The 23,005-nt window shown below is 72.4% G+C and carries 21 protein-coding genes and 2 pseudogenes; 18 read left to right on the forward strand and 5 right to left on the reverse strand.

The features are described from left to right. A partial coding sequence (locus CCN35_RS20670) for a 4Fe-4S dicluster domain-containing protein (RefSeq protein ID WP_143631701.1) occupies nucleotides 1–587 on the forward strand: 587 nt, incomplete at its 5' end. After that, nucleotides 584–1,636 (forward strand): NrfD/PsrC family molybdoenzyme membrane anchor subunit, encoded by a 1,053-nt coding sequence (gene nrfD / locus CCN35_RS20675; protein WP_067391004.1) that lies wholly within the window; start codon nucleotides 584–586, stop codon nucleotides 1,634–1,636. The genes CCN35_RS20670 and nrfD, both read left to right, overlap by 4 nt. Before the next feature lie 127 nt (nucleotides 1,637–1,763). Here nrfD and paaK read toward each other — a convergent pair whose 3' ends face one another. Together paaK and paaI are read right to left on the reverse strand one after the other, a co-directional pair. Further along, nucleotides 1,764–3,110 (reverse strand): phenylacetate--CoA ligase PaaK, encoded by a 1,347-nt coding sequence (gene paaK / locus CCN35_RS20680; RefSeq protein ID WP_067391001.1) that lies wholly within the window; start codon nucleotides 3,108–3,110, stop codon nucleotides 1,764–1,766. Further along, complete coding sequence (paaI, locus tag CCN35_RS20685) at nucleotides 3,107–3,550, reverse strand: hydroxyphenylacetyl-CoA thioesterase PaaI (protein ID WP_067391233.1); 444 nt, start codon at nucleotides 3,548–3,550, stop codon at nucleotides 3,107–3,109. Before paaI ends, paaK begins: the two co-directional genes overlap by 4 nt. Before the next feature lie 225 nt (nucleotides 3,551–3,775). Here paaI and CCN35_RS20690 point away from each other — a divergent pair, with 225 nt between their 5' ends. From CCN35_RS20690 to paaE, 6 genes are all read left to right on the forward strand, one after another. After that, nucleotides 3,776–4,999, forward strand: a complete 1,224-nt coding sequence (locus CCN35_RS20690) for a thiolase family protein (RefSeq protein ID WP_067390999.1) — start codon at nucleotides 3,776–3,778, stop codon at nucleotides 4,997–4,999. 354 nt (nucleotides 5,000–5,353) lie between these two features. Next, nucleotides 5,354–6,367, forward strand: a complete 1,014-nt coding sequence (paaA, locus tag CCN35_RS20695; RefSeq protein ID WP_067390995.1) for a 1,2-phenylacetyl-CoA epoxidase subunit PaaA — start codon at nucleotides 5,354–5,356, stop codon at nucleotides 6,365–6,367. After that, nucleotides 6,364–6,666, forward strand: coding sequence for a 1,2-phenylacetyl-CoA epoxidase subunit PaaB (paaB, locus tag CCN35_RS20700; RefSeq protein ID WP_067390992.1), 303 nt, complete (start codon nucleotides 6,364–6,366; stop codon nucleotides 6,664–6,666). Before paaA ends, paaB begins: the two co-directional genes overlap by 4 nt. Before the next feature lie 22 nt (nucleotides 6,667–6,688). Continuing rightward, nucleotides 6,689–7,555 (forward strand): 1,2-phenylacetyl-CoA epoxidase subunit PaaC, encoded by an 867-nt coding sequence (gene paaC / locus CCN35_RS20705; RefSeq protein ID WP_067390989.1) that lies wholly within the window; start codon nucleotides 6,689–6,691, stop codon nucleotides 7,553–7,555. Beyond that, entirely contained in the window at nucleotides 7,549–8,061 is a 513-nt protein-coding gene (paaD, locus tag CCN35_RS20710) for a 1,2-phenylacetyl-CoA epoxidase subunit PaaD (RefSeq protein ID WP_067390987.1), read from the forward strand. Before paaC ends, paaD begins: the two co-directional genes overlap by 7 nt. After that, nucleotides 8,061–9,182, forward strand: a complete 1,122-nt coding sequence (gene paaE / locus CCN35_RS20715) for a 1,2-phenylacetyl-CoA epoxidase subunit PaaE (protein ID WP_067390984.1) — start codon at nucleotides 8,061–8,063, stop codon at nucleotides 9,180–9,182. The genes paaD and paaE overlap by 1 nt, the downstream gene beginning before the upstream one ends. 106 nt (nucleotides 9,183–9,288) lie before the next feature. Here the strand turns inward: paaE and CCN35_RS20720 are convergent. Then, nucleotides 9,289–10,514: pseudogene (locus tag CCN35_RS20720) on the reverse strand (adenosine deaminase). Nucleotides 10,515–10,806: 292 nt separating this feature from the next. Here CCN35_RS20720 and CCN35_RS20725 point away from each other — a divergent pair. After that, a complete protein-coding gene (locus tag CCN35_RS20725) occupies nucleotides 10,807–11,364 on the forward strand; it encodes a DoxX family membrane protein (RefSeq protein WP_067390981.1) in 558 nt (185 codons plus the stop codon). A gap of 42 nt (nucleotides 11,365–11,406) precedes the next feature. Here CCN35_RS20725 and CCN35_RS20730 read toward each other — a convergent pair whose 3' ends face one another. Beyond that, entirely contained in the window at nucleotides 11,407–12,804 is a 1,398-nt protein-coding gene (locus CCN35_RS20730; RefSeq protein WP_211285557.1) for an FAD-binding oxidoreductase, read from the reverse strand. Between the two features lie 438 nt (nucleotides 12,805–13,242). Between CCN35_RS20730 and CCN35_RS20735 the strand changes: the two genes are divergently transcribed. The 9 genes from CCN35_RS20735 to CCN35_RS20775 all read left to right on the forward strand — a co-directional run bounded on the left by CCN35_RS20735 (nucleotide 13,243) and on the right by CCN35_RS20775 (nucleotide 22,592). Next, the gene (locus tag CCN35_RS20735) at nucleotides 13,243–14,721 is read left to right on the forward strand and encodes a glutamate-cysteine ligase family protein (protein WP_067390978.1); all 1,479 of its coding nucleotides are present in this window, start codon (nucleotides 13,243–13,245) and stop codon (nucleotides 14,719–14,721) included. A 271-nt stretch (nucleotides 14,722–14,992) separates the two neighbouring features. Next, nucleotides 14,993–15,298 carry a hypothetical protein gene (locus CCN35_RS20740; protein WP_067390975.1) on the forward strand — a complete coding sequence of 102 codons (306 nt, stop codon included), beginning with the start codon at nucleotides 14,993–14,995 and terminating at the stop codon, nucleotides 15,296–15,298. A 796-nt stretch (nucleotides 15,299–16,094) separates the two neighbouring features. Continuing rightward, a complete protein-coding gene (locus tag CCN35_RS20745) occupies nucleotides 16,095–17,276 on the forward strand; it encodes an ATP-binding protein (RefSeq protein WP_067390973.1) in 1,182 nt (393 codons plus the stop codon). After that, on the forward strand, nucleotides 17,273–18,118 hold the full coding sequence (locus CCN35_RS20750) for a roadblock/LC7 domain-containing protein (protein WP_236560565.1): 846 nt from the start codon (nucleotides 17,273–17,275) through the stop codon (nucleotides 18,116–18,118). Before CCN35_RS20745 ends, CCN35_RS20750 begins: the two co-directional genes overlap by 4 nt. After that, nucleotides 18,115–18,498, forward strand: coding sequence for a DUF742 domain-containing protein (locus CCN35_RS20755; protein WP_067390970.1), 384 nt, complete (start codon nucleotides 18,115–18,117; stop codon nucleotides 18,496–18,498). The genes CCN35_RS20750 and CCN35_RS20755 overlap by 4 nt, the downstream gene beginning before the upstream one ends. Before the next feature lie 3 nt (nucleotides 18,499–18,501). After that, nucleotides 18,502–19,062, forward strand: coding sequence for a GTP-binding protein (locus tag CCN35_RS20760; RefSeq protein ID WP_067390967.1), 561 nt, complete (start codon nucleotides 18,502–18,504; stop codon nucleotides 19,060–19,062). Nucleotides 19,063–19,074: 12 nt separating this feature from the next. Then, nucleotides 19,075–20,451, forward strand: coding sequence for a cytochrome P450 family protein (locus tag CCN35_RS20765; protein WP_067390964.1), 1,377 nt, complete (start codon nucleotides 19,075–19,077; stop codon nucleotides 20,449–20,451). A gap of 105 nt (nucleotides 20,452–20,556) precedes the next feature. Next, nucleotides 20,557–21,789, forward strand: a complete 1,233-nt coding sequence (locus CCN35_RS20770; protein ID WP_067391224.1) for a cytochrome P450 — start codon at nucleotides 20,557–20,559, stop codon at nucleotides 21,787–21,789. Next, nucleotides 21,786–22,592, forward strand: a complete 807-nt coding sequence (locus CCN35_RS20775; RefSeq protein WP_067390961.1) for an enoyl-CoA hydratase/isomerase family protein — start codon at nucleotides 21,786–21,788, stop codon at nucleotides 22,590–22,592. The genes CCN35_RS20770 and CCN35_RS20775 overlap by 4 nt, the downstream gene beginning before the upstream one ends. A 279-nt stretch (nucleotides 22,593–22,871) precedes the next feature. Here CCN35_RS20775 and CCN35_RS29655 read toward each other — a convergent pair. After that, nucleotides 22,872–23,005, reverse strand: a pseudogene (locus CCN35_RS29655) (adenosylcobinamide amidohydrolase); the annotation flags it as partial.

Genomic DNA, 23,005 nt, shown 5'->3' on the forward strand with positions numbered 1-23,005 from the left:
GCACCGAGTTCCGCTGGCTGATGTCCTCCGACGTGTGCAAGCACTGCACCCATGCGGGATGTCTCGACGTCTGCCCCACCGGGGCGCTGTTCCGCACCGAGTTCGGCTCGGTCGTGGTGCAGCCCGACATCTGCAACGGCTGCGGCTACTGCGTCTCCGGCTGCCCCTACGGAGTCATCGACCGGCGGCCCGACGACGGCCGCGCCTGGAAGTGCACCCTGTGCTACGACCGGCTGCGCGGAGGGCTGGAGCCCGCCTGCGCCAAGGCCTGCCCCACGGACTCCATCCAGTTCGGCCCGCTCGACGAGCTGCGGGAGCGGGCCGACCGGCGGCTGGCGGACCTGCACGAGGCGGGCGTGGGCGAGGCACGGCTGTACGGCCGCGACCCTAACGACGGCGTGGGCGGCGACGGTGCCTTCTTCCTGCTGCTGGACGACCCGGAGGTGTACGGGCTGCCCCCGGATCCCGTGGTGCCCACGCGTGATCTCGCGTCCATGTGGAAGCACGCGGCGGTGGCCGCCTCGGCCCTGCTGACCGCGTCCGCCGCCGTCTTCTGGAAGGGCCTCGGGAAGGGGGGCCGGCGATGAGCGGGGGCGGTGACGCAACGCGCGGGCCGCACGGCGACGCCGGGGCCGGCGAGGTCCATGCGCGCGCGTCCGGACCGGATGCCCCGGGGGCGCACGGCGAGCGGTCCGCCGCGCCGCGCCCCGCGTTCCGCTCCTACTACGGCCGGCCGGTGCTGAAGCCCCCGGTGTGGCGGTGGGAGATCCCGGCCTATCTGTTCACCGGCGGGCTGTCGGCCGGCTCCGCCCTGCTCGCCGCCGGTGCCGATCTCACGGGGCGTCCCGTCCTGCGCCGGGCGGGACGCCTGGGCGGTTTCGCCGCACTCGCGGCCAGCACCGGACTGCTGATCGCGGACCTCGGCCGGCCCGAGCGGTTCCACCACATGCTGCGGGTCGCCAAACCGAGTTCGCCGATGTCCGTCGGCACCTGGATCCTCGTGGCCTACGGGCCCGGCAGCGCTCTGGCCGCCGCGGCCGAGCTGCTGCCCGCCCCGCTGCGGGCGAGGCCGCCCGGCCGGCTGCTGTGGCGGGCCGCCCGGCCGGCCGGTCTGTCCGCGGCCGCCCTCGCCCCGCCGCTGGCGGCGTACACGGCCGTGCTGCTCTCCCAGACGGCCGTGCCGGCCTGGCACGACGCCCACCGGCAGCTGCCCTTCCTGTTCACCGGGTCGGCGGCCGCGAGCGCCTCCGGGCTCGGCATGCTGGCGGCGCCGCCGGCCGAGGCGTCCCCCGCCCGGCGGCTCGCCGTGCTCGGCACGGCGGCGGAGATCGTCGCGGCCCGGCTGATCGAGCGCCGCCCCGGCCTGGTGCCCACGGCGTACACCACCGGCCGGGCCGGGCGGCTGCGCCTGGCCGCGGAGGGTCTGACGCTGGCGGGAGCGCTCGCGGCCGGGTCCGTCGCCCGGCGCAGCCGCCCGGCCGCGGTCGCGGCGGGCCTGGCCCTGCTCGCCGGAAGTGCCCTGCAGCGCTTCGCCGTCTTCGCGGCGGGTGTCTCCTCCACCGAGGACCCCGCCTACGTCGTCGTCCCGCAGCGCGAACGCCTGGACGCGGCCGCCGCCGGCCGGGAGGAGCCCTGACCGCACCGTCCGGCCGGCCCTCCGGCGCGGTCCGGTGCCGAAGGGCCGGCCGGGCGGTGCCCGCGCCCGCCGCCGGACGCGGTCCGGTGCCCGGGGCGGGCGGTGCGCCGGCCGGCGGGGGCGTTCGTCACTTCTCGCGCAGGTCCTTGACCCGGCGGATCTTGCCCACGGAGCGTTCCAGGGTCTCCGGGTCGACCACGTGGACCTCGACGCTGACGCCCACCGAGTCCTTCACGCCCTTGGCGATCGCCGCGGCGGCCGCCTCGCGCTGCTGCGGGGTGGCGCCGTGGCGGGCCTCGACCTGGACCGTCATGTGGTCCATGCGGCCGCGCCGGGTCAGCTGGATCTGGAAGTGCGGGGCGACGTCCGGCACCCGCAGGACCACTTCCTCGATCTGGCTGGGGAAGACGTTCACCCCGCGCAGGATGATCATGTCGTCGCTGCGGCCGGTGATCTTCTCGATGCGGCGGAAGGCGGGCCGTGCGGTGCCGGGCAGCAGACGGGTGAGGTCACGCGTGCGGTAGCGGACGACCGGCAGGGCCTCCTTGGCCAGCGAGGTGAGGACCAGCTCGCCGCTCTCGCCCTCGGGCAGGACCTCGCCGGTGACCGGGTCGACGATCTCGGGGTAGAAGTAGTCCTCCCAGACGTGCAGGCCGTCCTTGGTCTCCACGCACTCCTGCGCCACGCCCGGGCCCATGACCTCGGACAGGCCGTAGATGTCCACGGCGTGGATGTCCATGCGCTCCTCGATCTCGCGGCGCATGGCCTCCGTCCAGGGCTCGGCGCCGAAGATGCCGATCCTCAGGGAGGTGGAGCGCGGGTCGACGCCCTGCCGCTCGAACTCGTCGAGCAGGGTCAGCATGTAGGAGGGCGTGACCATGATGATCTCGGGCTGGAGGTCCCGGATGAGCTGCACCTGACGCGCGGTCATGCCGCCCGAGGCGGGGATCACGGTGCACCCGGCCCGTTCGGCGCCGTAGTGCGCGCCGAGGCCTCCGGTGAACAGGCCGTAGCCGTAGGAGATGTGGACCTTGTGGCCCGGCCGGCCGCCGGCGGCGCGGATGCAGCGGGCGACGGCGTCGGCCCACACCGACAGGTCGTTCTCGGTGTAGCCGACGACGGTGGGCAGGCCGGTGGTGCCGCTGGAGGCGTGGATGCGCCGGACCTCGGACAGGGGGACGGCGAACATGCCGTAGGGGTAGGTGTCGCGCAGGTCGGCCTTGGTGGTGAAGGGGAACCGGGCCAGGTCCTCGAGGCTGCGGCAGTCCTCGGGCCGCACTCCGGCCTCGTCGAACTTCTTGCGGTACTGCTCGACGTTGTCGTAGGCGTGCCGCAGGGTCGCGCGGAGGCGGTCGAGCTGCAGCTCGCGGAGCTGCTCTCGGGTCAGGCGCTCGCCGTCGTCCAGCAGTTCGTCCGGGATCGGCCGTCCCAGCCGGGGGCTCCGGTCCTCCGGGGCCGTCGGTCCGCTGCTCATCGCGACTCCCTCGTCTTCGTGCCTCGTATGCTGCGGCTGCGCCCGCGGAACTCCGCGATCACCTCGTCCTCCCGTCTTCCGCCCTGCCCCTCGGCGGAACGCGCCGCGCGCGGGCCGGCGCCGATGCGCCGGACGCTCACGTCGTAGATCCCGTTGCGGCCGTACCGGGTGCGCTCGCGGGCCGTCGCCTCCAGGACGTCGCCCTCGTAGGCCGGGGCGACGAAGTCGATGTCGGCCGCGGCCGCGACGGTCACCGGCCCATGGCTGTTGCAGGCGCAGGCGAAGGCGGTGTCGGCGAGCAGGAAGAGATAGCCGCCGTGGGCGATCCCGTGTCCGTTGACCATCGCCGGCGTCACGGTCATCCGCAGCACCGCGGTTCCCTCGCCGTGCCGCACCAGTTCGATGCCCAGGGACCGGGAGGCCCGGTCCGCGGCGAACATCGTCTCCACCGGACCCGGATCCACGCCAGTGCCCTGCTCCACGTTCCCACCGCCTTGTATGCCAACCGAACATTCGGTTAGCTTCGGTGCCGTCAAGGAATCAAGTATCACCACCGCCTGTCAAGAGGCGGGCCGCGAAGCCGGCGAGGCGGCCTTCCGGGATCACCTGGGCAAGCCGTGCGCGTCACCCTGTCGTCCGCAGTCCCCTCCGACGGAAGGACACCCATGTCTGACGAGGTCTTTCTCATCGACGGGGCCCGTACCCCGCAGGGCCGCTACGGCGGCTCCCTGGCCTCCGTGCGCCCCGACGACCTGGCCGCCCTGGTGGTCGGCGAGGCCGTGCGCCGCGCCGCGGTCCCGGCCGAGGCCGTGGACGAGGTCGTCCTGGGCGCGGCGAACCAGGCCGGCGAGGACAACCGCAATGTGGCACGCATGGCCGTGCTGCTCGCGGGACTTCCGCACACGGTGCCCGGCTACACGGTCAACCGGCTGTGCGCCTCGGGCCTGACCGCGGTCGCCTCGGCGGCCCAGGCGATCCGGTCCGGGGAGGCCGACCTGGTGGTCGCGGGCGGCGTGGAGTCCATGACCCGGGCCCCGTGGGTCATGGAGAAGCCGGGCACCCCCTGGGCCCGGCCGGGTCAGGTGCACGACACGTCCCTGGGCTGGCGCTTCACCAACCCGCGGTTCGCCGCCGCCGACCGCGCGGTGCCCGCCGGGGCGGACCCCCGGGAGGTGAAGGTGACCCTGTCGATGGGCGAGACGGCCGAGGAGGTCGCCGCGCTCGACGGCATCACCCGTGCCGACTCCGACGCCTTCGCGCTGCGCAGCCACCGGCGTGCCGTCGCCGCGCAGGAGGCCGGGCACTTCGACCGCGAGATCGTGCCGGTCCCGGTGAGGGACGGCCTCGTGGAGCGCGACGAGGGGCCGCGCCCGTCGACGACCCTGGAGAAGCTGGGCAGGCTGCGCACCGTCTTCCGCGAGGACGGCATCGTCACCGCGGGCTCCTCCTCGCCGCTGTCCGACGGGGCCGCGGCCCTGGTGGTGGCGAGCGCGGCGGCCGTGAAGCGGTACGGGCTCACCCCCCGTGCCCGGGTCGTGACGTCCGCCTCGGCCGGGGTGCAGCCCAACCTCATGGGCCTGGGGCCGGTGCCCGCCACGGAGAAGGCGCTGGCCCGCGCCGGATGGCAGACCGCCGACCTGGACGCCGTCGAGCTCAACGAGGCCTTCGCCGCGCAGGCCCTGGCCGTCATCCGCCGGCTCAAGCTCGACGAGGACAAGGTCAACGCCGACGGCGGTGCCATCGCGCTCGGCCATCCGCTGGGCTGTTCGGGTGCCCGCATCCTGCTCACGCTGCTGGGCCGTCTGGAGCGCGAGAACGCCCGCCGGGGCCTGGCCACGCTGTGCGTGGGCGTGGGGCAGGGCGTGGCGATGCTGGTGGAACGGGTGTGAGCCACGGCCCCGGGCGGCACGCGGGGCGGCCCGGCGCACGGGACACCGCTCCTCGAGGGGCACGGGACACCGCTCCTTGAGAAGCGCACGGACCGGGGCCGCGCCCGCTTCGCACCGCCCGGGGCACGCGAGGGCCGCCGTCGGCGGCCCGCCGGCCCGTGTCCCGCACATGGCCCGGGACCCGCGCGGCGGCCTTCGCGGGGCGGGCGGCAAAGCGGCCACGGGCCCGCGCCGGAGGGCCGGACCGGGGAGGCGGCCGGCGGTTCGGACGGGCCCGGACCAGGGGTTGCCGGAGCGGCGGGAATCAGACACACTAAGTACCGAACGAACGGTCGGTTGGGGAGCTGGTTATCGATGACCACGTCACAGGGCGCCCGGTCGGACGGCGGGGGCGCGGAGCCGGGGCTCCAGGAGCAGTTCGACGCCACGATCGCGAAGGACCAGCGGATCGAGCCCCGGGACTGGATGCCCGAGGGCTACCGCAGGACGCTGATCCGGCAGATCGCGCAGCACGCCCATTCGGAGATCATCGGCATGCAGCCGGAGGGCGAGTGGATCACCAAGGCGCCCTCGCTGCGCCGCAAGGCCATCCTCTTCGCGAAGGTCCAGGACGAGGCCGGACACGGCCTGTACCTGTACTCGGCGGCCGAGACCCTGGGAGCCGACCGCGCGGACCTCACCGAGCGTCTCATCGAGGGCCGGCAGAAGTATTCGTCGATCTTCAACTACCCGACGCTGACCTTCGCCGACGTCGGTGTGATCGGCTGGCTCGTCGACGGTGCGGCGATCTGCAACCAGGTGCCGCTGTGCCGTACCTCGTACGGCCCGTACGCCCGCGCCATGGTGCGGATCTGCAAGGAGGAGTCGTTCCATCAGCGCCAGGGCTACGAGCTGCTGATGACGATGATGCGCGGCACCGACGCCCAGCGCGAGATGGTGCAGGACGCGGTGAACCGCTGGTGGTGGCCGTCCCTGATGATGTTCGGCCCGCCCGACCACGACTCCCCCAACTCCGCGGCCTCGATGGCCTGGAAGATCAAGCGGCACAGCAACGACGAACTGCGCCAGCGCTTCGTCGACATGACCGTCCCTCAGGCGGAGAAGCTGGGCGTCACCCTGCCCGACCCCGAGCTGCGCTGGAACGAGGAGCGCGGCCACTACGACTTCGGCACCCCCGACTGGGCCGAGTTCAAGCGTGTGATCAGCGGCGACGGACCCTGCAACGCACAGCGCATCGCACGGCGGCGGGCGGCCCACGAGGAGGGCGCCTGGGTGCGTGAGGCGGCGCTCGCCCACGCGGCCAAGCAGGCCGCCCGGGCCGGGCGGAAGCGCGAGGACCAAAGCGCCCAGGAAGGAGCGGCGGCATGAGCAGCACCGGGAGCACGAGAAACGACTGGCCGCTGTACGAGGTGTTCGTCCGCGGCAAGCGCGGCCTGAACCACGTCCATGTGGGTTCGCTGCACGCCGCCGACGACGCGATGGCGCTCAGTCACGCCCGCGACCTGTACACCCGGCGCAACGAGGGCGTGAGCATCTGGGTGGTGCGCTCGGAGCACATAGCCGCCTCCACCCGCGACGAGAAGGACCCCTTCTTCGCTCCCAGCGCCGACAAGGTCTACCGCCACCCCACCTTCTACGACATCCCCGACGACGTCCCCCACATCTAGAAGCAGGTAGGAGCAGGACGGCATGAGCGACGTCACCGACGACCACGTCTTTCTGTCCCTGACCGCGGACCACGGGGACGCGGACGCCCGCTGGGCCTTCGGCACCGGGTTCGAGGACCCGCTGCACGGCGTCGACACCACCGTGCCGGCCACGGTCGACGCCGCCGAGCTGGCCGCGTGCTGCCTGGCCCTCGGTGACGACGCCCTGGTCGGTGCGCAGCGCCTGGCCCAGTGGTGCACCCGGGCGCCGGAGCTGGAGGAGGAGATGGCCCTGGCCAACATAGGCCTGGACCTGCTCGGCCAGGCACGGCTGCTGTACTCCCGCACCGGGCAGGTGGACGGCAGCGGCCGGGACGAGGACGCCTACGCCTACTTCCGCGACGCCGAGGACTTCCGCAACGTCCGGCTCGCCGAACTCCCCAACGGCGACTTCGCGTTCTCCATCACCCGGCTGCTGGTCCTGTCCTGCTGGCGCCTGGCCGTCTTCCAGCGGCTCGCGGCCACCGCACCGGACCCGGTCCTGAAGGCCGTCGCGGCCAAGGGGGTCAACGAGCTCGCCTACCACCGCCAGTTCGCGGCCGACTGGGCGGTGCGTCTGGGCGACGGCACCGAGGAGTCGCACCGGCGGATGCGGAAGGCCCTGGCCGGCGTCGCCCCGTACCTGGACGAACTCTTCGCGGCCCGGCCGGGGTTCGGCATCGACCCGGCGGAGGTGCGCAAGGAGACCACGGCCGTGCTCCGGCAGGTCCTCGACGCCGCCGGGCTGGAGCTGCCCGGGGCCGAGGCCCTGCCCGGACAGGGCAGAGAGGGCGACCACACCGAACACCTGGCCCCTCTGCTGGCCGAGCTGCAGAGCGTGGCCCGCGCCCATCCGGAGGCGACATGGTGACCACTCTGGACGAGCGGCGTGCCCGGCATGTGGCCGGACAGGTCCCGGACCCGGAGCTGCCGATGCTCACCCTGGCCGACCTCGGCGTCCTGCGCGGGGTCGAGCTGCTGCCGGACGGCACGGTCGTCGCGAGCCTGACCCCCACCTACTCGGGCTGTCCCGCGATGGCGGAGATGCGCGCCGACGTCGCCGCGCGGCTGCGGGCGGCCGGCTTCGCCCGGGTGGAGATCCGCACGGTGCTCGATCCGCCGTGGACGTCGGACTGGATCACGCCCGAGGGCCGCCGCAAGCTCGCCGAGGCGGGCATCGCGCCGCCCCTCGCCGCACCCCGGCGCACCGGCGGGCCGGTGCCGCTCAGGCTGTCGGCCACGCGCCGTGCCGTGGCCTGCCCCCGCTGCGGGTCCTCGGACACCGAGGAGACCTCCCGCTTCTCCGCCACCTCCTGCAAGGCGCTGTGGCGCTGCCGCGGCTGTCTGGAGCCGTTCGAGTACGTCAAGGAGATCTGATGGGCCCGACTCCCACGACGACGGACACCTCCGTGTCCGCCGCCCCCGCGCGTCCGCGGCGCCGTCCGGCCTTCCATCCGCTGCGGGTCGCCGCGGTGCAGCCGCTGTGCGCCGACGCGGCCGCCATCACCTTCGACATACCCGACGAGCTGGCGGAGGAGTTCGCCCACCGGCCCGGCCAGACGCTCACCCTGCGCCGCGAGATCGACGGCCGTGACGAACGCCGCTCGTACTCCATCTGCTCCCCCGTCGGCGCCCGCCCCCGCATCGGTGTGCGGGTCGTGCCCGGCGGCCTGTTCTCCTCCTGGCTGGTCCACGAGGTGCGCCCCGGGGACGTCATCGAGGTGATGGCGCCCACCGGTGCCTTCACCCCCGATCTCACCGAGCCGGGCCACCACGTCCTGATCGCCGCCGGCTCCGGCATCACCCCGATGATGTCCATAGCCGAGTCCGTGCTGGCCGCCGACACCCGCTCCCGGGTCACGCTCTTCTACGGCAACCGCCGTGCCGACACGGTGATGTTCGCCGACGAGCTCGCGGACCTGAAGGACCTCTACCCCACCCGCTTCCAGCTCGGGCACGTGCTGTCCCGGGAGCCGCGCGAGGCCGAGCTGCTGTCGGGGCGCCTGGACGCCGAGCGCCTCGCCGCGCTCGTCGACGGGTTCGTGGACGTGCGCGGCGTGGACCACTGGTGGCTGTGCGGTCCGCACGAGATGGTCCAGGGCGCGCAGAAGCTCCTGGGGGACCTCGGTGTGCCCGAGGAGCGCGTCCACCGGGAGCTGTTCTTCGCCGACGACGAGCCGGTCCGCACCGTCCGCCACGAGGACGCCGTCGCGGAGGGTCCGGTCAGCCAGGTCACCGTCACTCTCGACGGCCGCTCCACCACCTCGCCGCTGCCCCGCGGGACGACGATCCTGGACGGAGCGAGCCGGGTGCGCCCCGACCTGCCGTTCGCCTGCAAGGGCGGTGTGTGCGGCACCTGCCGTGCCCTGGTCACCGAGGGCGAGGCCGACATGCGCCGCAACTACGCGCTGGAGCCCTCCGAGGTCGCCGCGGGATATGTGCTGACCTGTCAGACGTTCCCCGTCTCCGAGACGCTGACCGTCGACTTCGACAGCTGAGGGCCCGGCGGGGACGGGGTCCGGGCCGGGGCGGCGGTCCGGAGCAGACCGGGGCAAAGGCCGTGCCCGGCGCCCCCGCGGGGTGCCGGGCACGGCAGGGGCGGGCTCAGCGCACCGCGCGTGTGTGCCTGCGCCCGAAGGCGTCGAAGGCGGCCTCCTGCTCCCACTGCACCTGTGCCCTCGGGCTGTCCTCCAGCAGGCGCCGGCAGGCCGGTGCCCGGACGGGCTCGCCGGGGCGTTCGCCGCGGCAGGCCGCGGTGAAGCGGTAGCCCTGGGCCGTGGGATCGCCCTCCCACAGGCTGCGGCCCGGCAGGAACGCGTACTCCAGCGAGGCGCGGGCCAGGTCCTTCAGCCCGGGCAGCCCAGGCCGTAGGCGGCGGCCGCGTACGCGTACTCGTGGCTGATGCCGGTCCGGGACACACCGGGGTCGTCGGTGGCCAGGACCACCGGGACGCCGTAGCGGCGGTAGACGGTGAAGGGGTGGTCGGCCCCCTTGCCCCCGAGGATCTGGGCGTTGCTGGTGAACGGCACCTCGACGGCGATCCGGCGGGCGGCCGTCGTCCGTGCCGTCTGCTGCCAGTCGTCCTCGTGGACGAGGTCGACACCGTGCCCGGCGCGCTCGGTGCGGGCGGCGCCGACGGCCTCCTTGCGGGCCTCGGCCACCGGCTCGTCCAGTTTCCCGCCGGCCACCGGTTTCCGGTGCAGGGCGGCGAGGTCGTCGTCCCGGCCGACCTCGTCGGCCAGCCGCCGGGCGCCGTCGGAGGCCGGTGCGACCATGGTCTCCGGATGGAACTGGTTCTGGCGTACGACGTCGTCGGCGACCTCGGCGAGCATCCTGCCCCGGTGCCGCCAGGTGACCTCGCCGAACTTCCCGAAGGTGGCGAAGAAGTGGTCGTGGCCGCTCTGGCCGGGCGGGAAGCCCTCCATGGACCAGGCGCGCACCAGCGCGTCGTGGAAGGCGCGGTCGGTGCGGGCGTCGGCGGCGGGGCGCGTACCGGGGCCGCACGGCGGGGTGACGGCGGTCGTCGTCGCGGTGTCGATGCACAGCCCGCCCTCGGCGGCCAGCTCGATGAGGTACTCCGCGGACACCGCGCCGGAGAGGTGGTTGTGCAGATCACCGCCCTTGGGCAGCCGCACGAAGAAGTCCCGCGGCGGCCCGGGGCGGTCGCACACCGGGTTCAGGTACGCGTCCGTCCTGGCCTCGGCGGCCGTCACTTCCCTCGGTGCGGGGGCGCCCTGCCCGGCGGCCGGCTGCGCGGCGGCGGGTGTCACGGACCCCGCGGACAGCACGGCCAGTGCGGACAGGGCGGCCAGCGCGGTCGGCGGGGACAGGGCATTGGTGGTGCCCCGGGCGGCCGGAACGAACCGGCGGTGCACGGGGTTTCGGCAATTCTGGTTCACCCGCGCATGGCCCCGGGGCGATCATGCGCGGAATTGATTCACCCGGATGAACGTCCTGCTCGCTTCACCCGTTCGGCCGACGCGGGCCGGGGGGTGCCGTGCGGACCGGGCCGGCTCGCCCCGGCCGTCGCGCGCCGGGATGCAGGGGCGAAACCGGTGCGGAAGCCTGGCAGAGGGGGCAGGCGCGGCTGCTGCGCCTTCCGGCGTTCTTCGGAGTATTCACATGGTTGGAAAAAACATTCTGCACCCAACGTCGGCCGCCCCGGAGCCGGCGGCACGGCCCGCTGCCGCTTCCCGGTCGTCGGCCTCGGACTGGGGGCTGCTGCTCCTGAGGCTGACCTTCGGCCTGCTGATGGCCGGCCACGGCGCCCAGAAACTGTTCGGCCTCTTCGGCGGTGGCGGTCTGTCGGCCACCGGCAGGGGGTTCGAGTCCCTGGGCTATCGCCCGGGGGAGGTCTTCGCCGTGTTCGGCGGCCTGTCCGAGCTGCTCGGCGGCCTCGGCCTGGCCCTGGGACTGCTCACCCCGCTGGCGTCCGCCGCCCTGATCGGCGTGATGATCAACGCCATGGCGACCGTGACCGGGAGCCGCGGTCTGTGGGCGGCCGACGGCGGCCTGGAGTACAACGTCTCCATCGCCGTCGTCGCCCTGGCGATCGCCGCCATCGGCCCCGGCCGGCTCGCCGTCGACCGGATCTTCCCCTGGGGCAAGGGGGGATGGCCGGAGGCCGGTCTCGCCCTCGGCCTCGGCGGTCTGGGCGCCGCCGTCACCCTGAGTCTGTGACCGGCCGCCGTCGCGGGAGCGGGGCGGCCCCGCCCGCCGCCGTCATCCGGCCGCGGGCGGGATGTTCTGGTTGGCGCGGAAGAAGTTGCCGGGGTCGTAGGTGCGTTTGACCGAGGCCAGACGGTCGTAGTTGCCGCGGTAGGTGGTGCGGACGCGTTCCGCGCCCTCCTGCCGGCCCAGGAAGTTGATGTAGGAGCCGCCCATCGAGTGGGGGTGCAGATCGCTCCAGTAGTCGACGCACCACTGCCGGATGAGGCCGGCACGGTCCGGTTCGGGGTCGACGCCGACGATCACCCCCGACCAGACGGCGTCCCGGTACGCCCAGGCGGTGTCGTCCGCTCCGAGCCGGTGGGCGGCGCCGTCCACCGGGTACAGGTGCATCGTCGACAGGCCGGTGGGGAGGCTCTGCCCGTACCTGAGATGGACGTCGATCGCGGCGTCGGAGATCGTGTCGAAGAAGGCGCCGCGCCAGTACCACTGCAGCCCCTTCGGATACAGGGGGTCGAACATGCTCTGCAGGGCGATGTAGGGCATGGGGGCGGAGAAGTGGAAGGCGGGCGGGGCCGGGTCGTTCACGACGGTCAGCGTCTCGGCCAGCCGGTCCTCGTCCGGGCCGCCGGTGTGGCACCACAGCACGCCGCACATCCGCTGCCCGTGGAGGGGCTCGGGGAACGGCGGTCCGGGCGGCACGACCAGCAGGGCGAAGAACCCGTAGAGGTCCTCCGGCGCGGCGGGCAGGAACTCCCGGTACCAGCGGAGCACCTCGGGCGTGCGGTCGACGGGCCACACCGTGACGGCGAAGCCGACCGTGTGCACCGGATGCAGCCGGAAGGTGAACGAGGTGACCACGCCGAAGTTGCCGCCGCCGCCCCGCAGGGCCCAGAACAGGTCCGGGTGGTCCGTCTCGGAGGCGGTGACGAAGGTGCCGTCGGCGAGGACGACGTCGGCGGACAGCAGGCTGTCGATCGTGAGTCCGTACGTGCGGGTCAGGTATCCGTGGCCGCCGCCGAGCGTGAGACCGCCCACGCCGGTGGTGGAGTTGATGCCCGTCGGGATCCCGAGGGAGAAGGTGTGGGTCGCGTGATCGAGGTCGCCGAGCCGGCAGCCGCCGCCCACCTGTGCGGTGGCGGTCGCCGGGTCGGCCCGCACCCAGCGCATCGGGGACAGGTCGAGGACGAGGCCGTCGTCCACGAGGCACAGTCCAGGTCCGCTGTGGCCGCCGCCCCGCACCGCGAGGTCCACGCCCCTGTCCTGGGCGAAGGAGATCGCGGTCCTGACGTCCGCGGCGTCGACACAGCGTGCGAGGACGGCGGGACGCCGGTCGATCATCGCGTTGTAGATGCTGCGGACCTCGTCGTAGCCGGGGTCCTGGGGCGCGACCACTGGTCCGCGCAGCGCCTCGCGCAGGCCCTCCAGGGCCGTTCCGTTGATGCCGCCCATGGCCGGACACCTCTGTGGGATGGGGGACGTTCGGTGGTCCGCGGACGGGCGGGAGGTGTCATGAGCGACGCGCAGAAGACCGCTGCGGACGCCGTGCCGGATCCGTCCGCGCTGAGCCGGGAACCGGCCGGCCGGGGCCGGTTCGACGGGCTTCGGTCGCGGTGCGGCGGGCCTGACCCACCAGCCTCAGTCTGCTGCCGGCCACCACCTGCCGCAACCGGGCACCGCGCCCGGCCCGCGGCGGCCGGTCGCCGGTCCTTCCGTGTTCTTCCGGGCCGGCGGGCGGCGTCGCGGGCCGTCCTGGCCTTTCCCGGGCTCCTCCACGGGGCCGTCGCGTGCCGTGCCGCCGCCGGCCCCGCCTCGCCCGCCTGGTCAGGTCCGCCCGGTGGTGCGACGCTGGGGAGATGAGGTGTCCCCGGGAGGAATCCGGGAGGGCCGATGGGACGTGACGTCCCGGCGATGGTCTTCACCCGCGAGGACCGCCGCCGGTACCGGATCAAGATGCAGGAGTGCCTCGAGGTACTCGCGCAGATGCTGCGCGAGTCGCGGTTCGAGTCCGAGCGGCCCCAGGTGGGACTGGAGATCGAGCTGAACCTGGTCGGCGACGAGGCGGAGCCGGCGATGCGCAACAGCGATGTGCTCGAGGCGATCGCGGACCCCGCCTGGTCCACGGAGCTGGGCCGGTTCAATCTCGAGATCAACATTCCGCCCCGTCTGCTGACGGCGGGCGGCCCCGACGCCTGGGAGTCGGAGATCCGCGCCGCGCTGAACCACGCGGAGGAGCGCGCACGGTCGGTCGGCGCGCATCTGATCATGATCGGCATCCTTCCCACCCTGCGGCAGGAGGACGTCGGCGAGGCGGCACTGTCGGAGAATCCACGCTACCGGCTGCTCAACGACCAGGTCTTCGCGGCCCGGGGCGAGGATCTGCGCATCGAGGTGGACGGCGAGGACCGGCTGCGCACCTACACGGACACGATCACTCCGGAGGCCGCCTGCACCAGCACCCAGTTCCATCTCCAGGTGTCCCCGGAGGAGTTCGCCGACTACTGGAACGCGGCGCAGGCGATCGCCGGCGTCCAGGTCGCGCTGGCGGCGAACGCGCCGTTCCTGTTCGGCAAGGAGCTGTGGCACGAGACCCGTATCCCGCTGTTCGAGCAGACCACCGACACCCGCCCGGAGGAGATCAAGGTGCAGGGGGTGCGGCCCCGGGTGTGGTTCGGGGAGCGGTGGATCAACAGCGTCTTCGACCTCTTCGAGGAGAATCTGCGCTACTTCCCGGCGCTGCTGCCCCTGTGCGACGAGCAGAGCCCGACGGAGACGCTGGACCGCGGCGACGTCCCCGAGCTGGCCGAGCTGACCCTGCACAACGGCACCATCTACCGCTGGAACCGCCCGGTCTACGCCATCGCCAACGACAAACCGCACCTGCGGGTGGAGAACCGTGTGCTGCCCGCCGGTCCGACCGTCGCCGACACCCTCGCCAGCGGCGCCTTCTACTACGGCCTCACCCGCGCCCTGGTGGAGGAGGACCGGCCGGTGTGGTCCCGGATGTCCTTCTCGGCCGCCGAGGAGAATCTGCACACGGCGGCCCGGCACGGCATCGAGGCACGGCTGTACTGGCCCGGGATGGGCGAGGTGCCGGTGTCGGAGCTCGTCCTGCGGCGGCTGCTGCCGCTGGCGCACCGGGGGCTGGAGCTCTCCGGGATGGACGCCGCCTGGCGGGAGCCCCTGCTGGGCATCATCGAGCAGCGGTGCGTCACCGGCCGCAACGGAGCGGTCTGGCAGAAGGAGATGTTCCACCACCTCGACGACACCCTCCACTGCGGCCGTCACGAGGCACTGCGGCGCATGACGCAGGTGTACAGCGACTACATGCATCTCAACGCCCCGGTCCACACCTGGCCCGTCGAATGACGGCACCGGCGGCCGTGCCGGTCCTTCCGCCGCGGATCCATGGAGGTCTTTCAGCCGCGGAAAAATCCGGCTACGATGAGGGATTCGCTGCCGGCACGGAGGAGGTGAGTGACATGGATTCCAGCAGTAGTAGTCCGGGCCTTGCCGGGCCCTGCGCTCCCATGTCCCCCTGCTCCCCGGGCATCCGGTAGCCCTCTTCCCGGTCTTCCGCCGCGCCGACGGCTGCCGTGCCCCCGGTCCGCCCCGCCCCGCGCGGGGCGAGGAGGTTCCCATGGCGAACGTGACCAGCCGCAGCGACGTGAACACCCTCGCCCAACTGCGCGCCCGCCGCGCCGTCCGCCTGGCGGCCCGGCAGTTGACCGAGGACGCCCCCAAGCTCGCCCGCGCCTCCGCGGCCGCGTACCAGGCCGGTCTCGCCGCCCGTGCCGCCGAGCTGCACAGAGCGGCTCTGATCGCCTGGCGCGCCGGCATACCCGCCGAGGTCATCGCCGCCGACGGGCGGCTGCCGCAGGCCGTCGTCCACCGGTGGATCACGGGCCGGCGCACGCCCGGGCGTCCGTGCGAGAAGCGGCCGTAGCCCTCGGCGCCCGGTCCGGCGGCCCCGGTCGTTCCCGGCCGGAGGGCCCCGGGACGCTCATGTCACGGTGCCCGTCCCGGTGACACGTCGCGGCATCTCCCGCTCCTCGGGGCGCCCGCCCTCCCCGGCGGGCCGCCGGGGAGAGGGGTGCCCTCCCCGGGTCCCCGGGGAGGGCACCCCTCTCCCGCATCTCCCGCACGGGCACGCTCCCTCGTACCGCGCCGCACACGGTCGTTTCCTCTCGTGCCGCCGCGCCCCTGCCGGCCGTCAAGGGCGCGGCGGCACGGGGTGTGTGACGGCGCGACGCCAGCGCCTGCCCGGCGACCGCCGGCCCCCCGTCCCGGCCGTGGGGTCATGGCCCCGCGCGGACGCACGCCGTCCGGGCGGCGGGCCCGCCGGAAACCTTCCGTGCGGCGGCGGCTCCTAGCGGACACGGGCCGCTGTTGTCCACGGGATTGTGAAAAAGCGGCCAGCGGTTGTGAAGTTCGTGCACTCTTCAAGCAATGATCACCGCCGCTGCCCTAGACAAAACGACCGTATAAGTAGCGTATGCCGCACGGTCAGGGGAGGCTTACGAGGCCGATCGAGAGCGATCTCACAACAGTTGCGAATGGATGCCCTATGTGAGTGATAGCATCCCCCACGTCTGTGACCTCGGCCCACTCGGCCGGGCGCTGCATTGAGGTCGGCTCGCGCTCGGCGCAACGGCGGTCGAGTCGTTCCGAGTGGTTGTGCCACGGAATCCCGCGAGGTACATCCGCCGACGGCGGCAGGCAACACGCCAGGAAAGGTTTCCATGAATCAAGACGCACTTGTTTGGTGCCTGGCTGCAGCGGTGGTGCTCGCCGTTGCGGCGGCCCTGGTGCTCAATCACCGCAACAGAGCCATAACGGCGAAAAAGAATCGGATAGAGGCCGAACTGACACAGAAGCTCGGCGAGGCCGAGGGACAACTCGCCAATTTAAGGGCTGAGTTGCAGCAGCACAAGGCCCGGCAGGCCGAGGCCATCCGGGAGGCCGAGGAGGCCGCGGAGGAGAGCACCAAGGCCGTTCTCAAGGGTTCCGCGCGCTTTTTGCAGAGCCTTGCCGCGGAACAGCTGACACTCCTCGAGGAAATCCAGCGCAAATACGGCGGACACGCGGTCCTGGCCGATCTGCTGGAAGTCAACCACGCCAATGCGCAAATGGCGCGCAAGGCCCAGGGCATTGCGGTGATGTGTGGTGCTCCGCTGGGTCGCCGCACCAAAGCCGCAAGTGTGTATGACGTCGTGCGCAGCGCACAGTCGCAGATTCGCAATTTCCGGCGTGTTGAGATCATGCAGCAGACCGGTTTTGCGTTGAAGGCATCCGCTGTTTCCCCTGTCGCGCTCGCCGTGGCGGAACTTCTCGACAACGCCGCCAGTTTCTCCCAGCAGGGGTCGCCGATCGAGGTGACTTTCCAGCGGGTGCAGAACAACCTGTGCATCGTGATCGACGACGCCGGTGTCGGCATGAGCGACGAGGACCGGCAGAAGGCGACCGCGCTGCTCTCCGGTGAGCGCCTCCCCCGTCTGTCGCAGCTGGGCACCCAGCCGAAGTTCGGCTTCCCCGTGATCGGTCTGCTGGCACGGCAGTACGGCTTCCGTGTGGACGTCACCGGCGTCTCCCGCTACGGCGGTGTCCGGGCCGTCGTGCTGCTGCCCGAGGAGCTGTGGACCGAGGAGGAGATCACGCCGTCCGAAACGACTCCGCTCGGCACCGTCCGCAGCGCCTCGGCCCGGTCGGAGTCCGTGGCGCGCACCGCGCACGGTCTGCCCAGGCGAGGGGCACGTCAGGTGCCCATCGCAAGCGTTCCCGATCCCGAGGAGACCTCGGAGCCGCCCGCCACGACGTCGGAGGAGGCCGGCCGTGCCGGCCGCAGTCTGGGGGCCTTCCGGCGCGGCACGCTCTCGGGCCGGAACCTCGCCTCGGCACCGTTCGAAGGGTCCGATGACTCATGACCACAGACCTGTCGTGGATGCTCGATGACATCGTGAACAACGTGCCGAAGGCCCGGCACGCCGTTCTGCTGTCCGCGGACGGCCTTCCCCGCGGGGCGACCGAGGGCATGTCCCGGAAGGACGTGAGCACCATCGCCGCCGCCATGGCGGGGATGCAGTCGCTCAGCCGGGCGACCGCCCACTTCGCCGGGCCGGGAGAGGACCGGCAGTGGAACCAGACGATCATCGAGTTCTCGCACGGCTGGATCTTCCTGATCGGTGCGGGGCAGGGGGCGTACCTGGCCGCGGCGGCCGAGCCCGACGTCGACATGCAGCAGATCTCCTTCCGCATGCACCGGCTCGTCGCCCGGCTCGGCAACAACCTCACCTCGCCGCCCAGGGTGGACGCCCCGGCCCCGGCCGAGCAGTCCGCCCATGAGGAGGACCGGCACAAGGCCGCCGGCGGGACCGGGATCCCCATCGCCGAACTCGACGAGGCGGTCAAGGACGTACGGGGTGCCCGCCACGCCGTGCTGCTGGGCGCCGACGGGCTTCCCCGGGGCACGACCACGGGGATGAGCCAGGACCTGGCGGACACGATCTCCGCGGCGATGACGGGGATCCACGCCTACAGCCGTGCCACCGCGCAGTTCGCCGGCGTGCAGGAGGGCGCGCGCTGGAAGCAGACCGTGATCGAGTTCCAGCACGGCTGGATCTTCCTCATCTCGGCGGGCCGCGGCGCCTTCCTCGCCGCGGCGGCCGAACAGGACGCCGACATCGAGGATTTCACGACCCGCCTGCATCAGGCGGTACCCCGGCTGGACGCATACCTGGCACCCCGCGGGACGGTGAGCAGCAAGTGAAGGACGAGTCGGACCACGATCTGGAGCTGACCTCTCCCTTAGTCCCTCTCTTCGTGATCACGAATGGGCGCTCCCTGCCCCCGGACCACGCGTATGAGCGCACCACCCTCGTGTCCGCGCACGAGGGTGCCTCCGCCAGGGCTCGCACGCTTTCCCCGGAGGCCCGCCAGGTGCTGGACCTGGTCTCGGACGGTTTTCTGTCCGTCGCCGAGGTGGCCGCCCATACGCACCTGCCTCTGGGGGTCGTCCGGATTCTTCTGGCGGAGCTGGAGGAGAACGGTCTCGTCCTCACGAGGAAGCCCGTCCCCCGTGCCGAACGTGTCGATCGAGAACTCCTCAACGCGGTACTCGACGGCCTCAAAGCCCGATTCGGAGCGTGATTCGTGTACCTGGATTCAGGCGTCTCCACCGCAGTGAAGATCCTTGTGGTGGGGCACTTCGGGGTCGGGAAGACCACGTTCATCGGAAGCATCTCCGAGATCGAGCCTCTGCGGACCGAAGAGGAAATCACCGAGGCCAGCATAGGATTTGACGATCTTTCAGGAACTCCGGACAAGACCACCACGACGGTGGCGATGGACTTCGGCCGGCTGACCCTCAGCGACGAGATCGTGCTCTACCTCTTCGGCACGCCCGGCCAGGAGCGCTTCAAGGAGATGTGGGAGGAGCTGTCCCGGGGCGCGCTGGGGGCGCTGGTCCTCGTCGACCCCGAGCGGCTGTCCGAGTCCTTCCCCGTCCTGGATTTGGTCGAACGGTTCGGCCTGACGTACGCCATCGGCGTCAACCACTTCGACGGCACCCCCGTCTACCCCCTCTCGGAGGTGCGCGAGGCGCTGAACCTGCCGGCGAACACGCCCGTCGTCTCCTGCGACGTACGGGACCAGCGTTCCTCGGCGCAGGCTCTCATCACCCTCGTGAACCACCTTCTGTCCCTCACCGACTAGGAGCCACCCACCATGCAGCAGCCCCCCGACATAAAAGAGCCACCGCCCGGCTGCCCCGCGCACGGGAACATCCAGCTCTACGGCCCCCGGTTCGGTTCCGACCCCGACAGCCACTACGAGCAGCTGCGCGCCCTGGGTCCGAGCGCGCCGGTCGACATCGCCCCCGGGGTGCAGGTCGAGCTGGTCACCAGCTACGACGCCGCCTTGTACATCCTGCAGAACCCCGCGTCGTTCGTCAGGGACTCGCGGCGCTGGAACGCGCTGAACGAAGGGCGCATCCCCGAGGACAGCCCGGCCCTGCCGATGATGGGCTACCGGCCCAACGCCCTGTTCAGCGACGGCGCCGCGCACGCCCGGCTGCGCCAGGCGGTCACCGACAGCCTGGCCGGTGTCAACGAGCTCCAGCTGGTGCGGCAGACCCAGCAGTCCGCCGACTATCTGATCAGCCAGTTCAGCACCGACCGCCTCGGTCAGGCCGAGCTGATGGCCGACTACGCCCGTCCCCTGCCGCTGCTGGTCTTCAGCGACCTGTTCGGGTGCCCGCCCGACATCGGCGACCGCGTCATCATGGGCATCAGCGGCATCTTCGACGGCACCCCCGAGGCCGACCAGGTGCTGGGCAGTGCGCTCTCCGAGCTGATCGCCCTCAAGCGGCGCCGCCCCGGGCAGGACCTGACGACCCGTCTGATGGAGCACTCGGCGCAGCTGACCGACGAGGAGGTGCTGCACCAGCTCGTGACGATGCTCTCCGGGGGCACCGCGCCCCTGACGGCGACCATCGGCACCAGCAGCGCCCTGATCCTGGACGACGACTGGCAGCCCGGGCTGCCGGTGGAGGACGCGGTCACCCGGGTCCTGTGGAACTACGCGCCGATCGCCAACTACGCGGCCCACTACCCCACGCACGACGTGGAGCTGGGGGACAGGACGATCAAGGCGAACGACCCGGTGCTGATCTCCTTCGCGGCGGCCAACACCGACCCCCGGCTGGCCGAGCACCGCGAGCAGCTCAGCGCCAAGGCCCATCTGGCCTTCGGGGCCGGTCCGCACGCCTGTCCCGCCCGGGACGCCGCGTTCATGATCGCCGTCACCGCCGTCGAGTCGCTGCTCAACCGGCTGCCGGACATCGAAGTGCGCGTGCCGTTCAAGGATCTGAGCTGGGTCCCGGCCCCGTGGAGCCGCTCCCTGGTGTCCCTCCCGGTCCGGTTCACCCCCCGTCCGGTGACGCCGATGCCCTCGCAGCCGCAGCCGCAGCCCCGGGTGCCGGAGACGGCCGCGTCCCCCGCTCCTCCCGCCCCGGCGCCCGCGCCGAGGCCGGCGACGCCGCCCGCACCCAAGCCCAAGGCGGGACTGTTCAGCCGATTCCTGGCATGGACCCGAGGGGAGTGACATAGGCAACTCCCAAGCGGAATAGTCACCTTGTATGTTCCGGCCATCGTCAGGGTAGGCATGGCGGCTGATACTCAGGAAGGAGCCGTCGTGGAGACTGCGGTCATGCCGCCGCCCGACAGACGATTCGCCGTTTCGCTGTTCTCACGTCTGCGGACGGCGAAAGGCCAGGCCAACCCCTTCCCGATCTACGAGGAGCTGAGATCGAGGGGCGACGTCGTCGCAGCGCCCTGGGGCGGGTACCTGGTCACCGGATTCGACCTGTGCGACCGGATCCTGCGCAGCCGTGACTGGCTGGAGCCCGATGCACGGTGGCGGGAACAACAAGGAAGCGGAACGCGCTGGACGGCACCGTCCTCGCGTGAGATGAGCCGGACCCTGCCCGCGCTCAACCCGCCCGAGCACACCCGGGTACGCCGGTCGGCAGGCATGTTCGACCGCAGCACTCTGCGGGAGATCGGCGGGACGGTCGAACGCATCACGACCGGACTCCTCGACGACCTCGGCGAGCGCCTGCGCGACGGCGAGGCCGACTTCAACGCCGTGGTCAGCGAGGAGCTGCCGATCGCCACCATCGGACACTGGCTCGGCCTGCCGACCGCGGACTTCCCCCGGCTGCGGAAACTGACCCACGACCAGGTCTTCACCCAGGAGCTGCTGCCCTCCGCCAGTCAGCTGGCCGTCTCCGACGCGGCCACGGCGGAGCTGCGCACCTACTTCATGGAGCTGGTCCGTCACCGGCGTGCCCACCCGGGCGAGGATCCGGTGTCCCGCTGGATCGCCACCTGGGACACCCTGGAGAGCGACCGGGACAAGGCGGACGAGGCCGTCTACTACCTCGCCCTGTTCGTGCTGCTGGCGGCGCTGGAGACCACGACCACGCTGCTGTCGACCGCGACGCTGCTGCTCCTGGAGCACCGCCGGCACTGGGACCAGCTCGTCGTCCAGCCCGATCTGGTCCCCGCAGCCGTTGAAGAATCGTTACGCTACGACCCGCCGACCCATGTGATCAGCCGCGTCTCCTCCCGGGACTGCGTCCTGGACGGCATCGAGATACGCAAGGACGAGATGGTCCACCTCATGGTGGGGGCGGCCCATCGCGACCCCGCCAAGCATAAGGATCCCGACGTGTTCGACCCGCACCGCAAGCAGGCGCACATCGCCTTCAGCGGGGGCATCCACTACTGCCTCGGCGCACCGCTCGCCCGGCTGGAGGCCCAGACCCTCCTCCGCCAGCTGACCCAGCGGTTCCCCCGTCTCGCTCTCGTACGCCGTCCGGCGTGGGCACCGCGTGTGGCCTTCAGACGTCTGCTGAACCTGGATGTCGCTCTGACATGACCGAAATGACCAACGATTTCGCCGACTTCCCGTACAAGGCGCTGAGCGTCGAGCAGAAAGGGCCGGTCGTACGGGTCCGGCTCAACCCCTCGGGGCAGGACAGCACGCTGAACATCGCGGCCCTCGACGACCTCATCGCCCTGCTCAACAGCCTCCACGAGCGGCCCGACGTCCAGGTGCTGGTCCTGTCGTCCCTGGGGGACGACTTCTGCCTCGGCGCCGACCGCGAGGAGTACCAGGCGGCGCTGGAGGGGGACCCGACCGGGACCGCCACACGCCGCATCGTCGACAAGGCGTACCGCGTGTGCGACGCCCTGGAGAACACCCATGCGGTCACCATCGCCCGGCTGCACGGCAGGGTCGTCGGCGCCGGGATCGCACTCGCCTCCTTCTGCGACCTCCGCGCGGGGGCGGACACCTGCCGGTTCCGCATGCCGGAGGTGGGACTGGGCATTCCCCCCGCGTGGGGAGGCGCCATGGGCCGCCTGGTCGCCGAGAACGGAGCCGCCAGGATCCGCGAACTCATGCTGACCTGCGAGCCCTTCGACGCGGCCACCGCCCACCGGATCGGCCTGCTGCACAAGGTGGCGCCCCTCGACGAACTGGACACGGTCGTCGACGCCTGGGTCAAGCCGCTGCTGCGGCGCTCCCCCGAGGCGCTCACGCTCACCAAGCGCATGCTCGCCGGCTATGCGCGGGCGGACCGCACCGCCGATGTGGCGCTGCTCGACGCCCATCTGCTCGCCGCGCAGCTCGGCCGGCCCCGGCCGCAGCCCTCCGCCGCCTCGCCGAGCGGTTCATGACGGCACATGCGCGGGTGACCGTGCGCGCGTGCGCCGGCGCGAAGGTGCGGCGCTGACGCGGGCGACGGCCGTCCACGGCGGTGACCGGGAGGTGCCCGGCCCGCCGCCGCGGCCCGGACGGCGCACCGGGGCCCGGACACCGAACGGCGCTCGCCGCACCGGGTGTCCGGGCACGGCGCCGCCGCGACCGGTGGGACCGTCCGCCGACGGCCGGCGGGCGGTCCCACCGGCGTTTTCGTGCCCGTACCGTCGCACCGGGCCGGGACCGGCCCGGGCCGGTCATCCCCCGCCGGGGACCGGTGTCGCGTCGCGCACCGCCCGGTGCACGGCGCGGGCCAGACGGGCGCCCCACAGCGAGCGGGGACCGGCGAAGGTGTGGAGCTCCTCCTCCTCGCCCGGTGCCCGGGCGGCTA

The sequence above is a fragment of the Streptomyces thermovulgaris genome, from assembly GCF_002155915.1.
GTDB lineage: Bacteria > Actinomycetota > Actinomycetes > Streptomycetales > Streptomycetaceae > Streptomyces > Streptomyces thermovulgaris.

Excerpts from the sequence above, each read along its gene's own strand:
- paaD (WP_067390987.1), top strand. The coding sequence starts at position 7,549 with ATGGTGACCACTCTGGACGAGCGGCGTGCCCGGCATGTGGCCGGACAG.
- CCN35_RS20770 (WP_067391224.1), top strand. The coding sequence starts at position 20,557 with ATGCCGCCGCCCGACAGACGATTCGCCGTTTCGCTGTTCTCACGTCTG.
- paaB (WP_067390992.1), top strand. The coding sequence starts at position 6,364 with ATGAGCAGCACCGGGAGCACGAGAAACGACTGGCCGCTGTACGAGGTG.
- CCN35_RS20745 (WP_067390973.1), top strand. The coding sequence starts at position 16,095 with ATGAATCAAGACGCACTTGTTTGGTGCCTGGCTGCAGCGGTGGTGCTC.
- paaI (WP_067391233.1), bottom strand. The coding sequence starts at position 3,550 with ATGTTCGCCGCGGACCGGGCCTCCCGGTCCCTGGGCATCGAACTGGTG.
- CCN35_RS20725 (WP_067390981.1), top strand. The coding sequence starts at position 10,807 with ATGGTTGGAAAAAACATTCTGCACCCAACGTCGGCCGCCCCGGAGCCG.
- CCN35_RS20765 (WP_067390964.1), top strand. The coding sequence starts at position 19,075 with ATGCAGCAGCCCCCCGACATAAAAGAGCCACCGCCCGGCTGCCCCGCG.
- CCN35_RS20750 (WP_236560565.1), top strand. The coding sequence starts at position 17,273 with ATGACCACAGACCTGTCGTGGATGCTCGATGACATCGTGAACAACGTG.
- paaE (WP_067390984.1), top strand. The coding sequence starts at position 8,061 with ATGGGCCCGACTCCCACGACGACGGACACCTCCGTGTCCGCCGCCCCC.
- CCN35_RS20740 (WP_067390975.1), top strand. The coding sequence starts at position 14,993 with ATGGCGAACGTGACCAGCCGCAGCGACGTGAACACCCTCGCCCAACTG.
- nrfD (WP_067391004.1), top strand. The coding sequence starts at position 584 with ATGAGCGGGGGCGGTGACGCAACGCGCGGGCCGCACGGCGACGCCGGG.
- paaC (WP_067390989.1), top strand. The coding sequence starts at position 6,689 with ATGAGCGACGTCACCGACGACCACGTCTTTCTGTCCCTGACCGCGGAC.
- paaK (WP_067391001.1), bottom strand. The coding sequence starts at position 3,110 with ATGAGCAGCGGACCGACGGCCCCGGAGGACCGGAGCCCCCGGCTGGGA.
- CCN35_RS20735 (WP_067390978.1), top strand. The coding sequence starts at position 13,243 with ATGGGACGTGACGTCCCGGCGATGGTCTTCACCCGCGAGGACCGCCGC.
- CCN35_RS20730 (WP_211285557.1), bottom strand. The coding sequence starts at position 12,804 with ATGGGCGGCATCAACGGAACGGCCCTGGAGGGCCTGCGCGAGGCGCTG.
- CCN35_RS20690 (WP_067390999.1), top strand. The coding sequence starts at position 3,776 with ATGTCTGACGAGGTCTTTCTCATCGACGGGGCCCGTACCCCGCAGGGC.
- paaA (WP_067390995.1), top strand. The coding sequence starts at position 5,354 with ATGACCACGTCACAGGGCGCCCGGTCGGACGGCGGGGGCGCGGAGCCG.
- CCN35_RS20775 (WP_067390961.1), top strand. The coding sequence starts at position 21,786 with ATGACCGAAATGACCAACGATTTCGCCGACTTCCCGTACAAGGCGCTG.